Source organism: Bacillus sp. AFS001701 (genome assembly GCF_002559405.1).
In the GTDB taxonomy this organism is placed as follows: Bacteria; Bacillota; Bacilli; order Bacillales; family Bacillaceae_G; genus Gottfriedia.
Window position 1 is genome coordinate 1 of sequence record NZ_NTZO01000512.1, and the last position, 245, is coordinate 245.

1 protein-coding gene is annotated in these 245 nt (G+C 31.8%); it reads right to left on the minus strand.

The features are described 5' to 3' along the window. Positions 1–106 precede the first annotated feature (106 nt). Positions 107–226 (minus strand): IS3 family transposase, encoded by a 120-nt coding sequence (locus CN514_RS26920; protein WP_353652089.1) that lies wholly within the window; start codon positions 224–226, stop codon positions 107–109. Positions 227–245: the final 19 nt, after the last annotated feature.

Sequence of the window (245 nt, forward strand, 5' to 3'; positions counted from 1 at the left end):
TGGTCAAGACCCCAAAAAGTGGAGATGTAAAAAAACTGAGTTATTTCCTTTGAGAAATAGCTCTTTTTTTGTGTCTATGTTGAGCTATTATCTAGTTATTCCGCGCTTAAGAAGCTAGTTGTTGATGTCTAAAACTAACTGGAGATAGTCTATTTAATCTTCGTTGTCTTCTCTTATGGTTATATTTATAGATGTATTTATGAATTATTGCTTCTAAATCCGCAATATTTTGTACAGAATAGGGA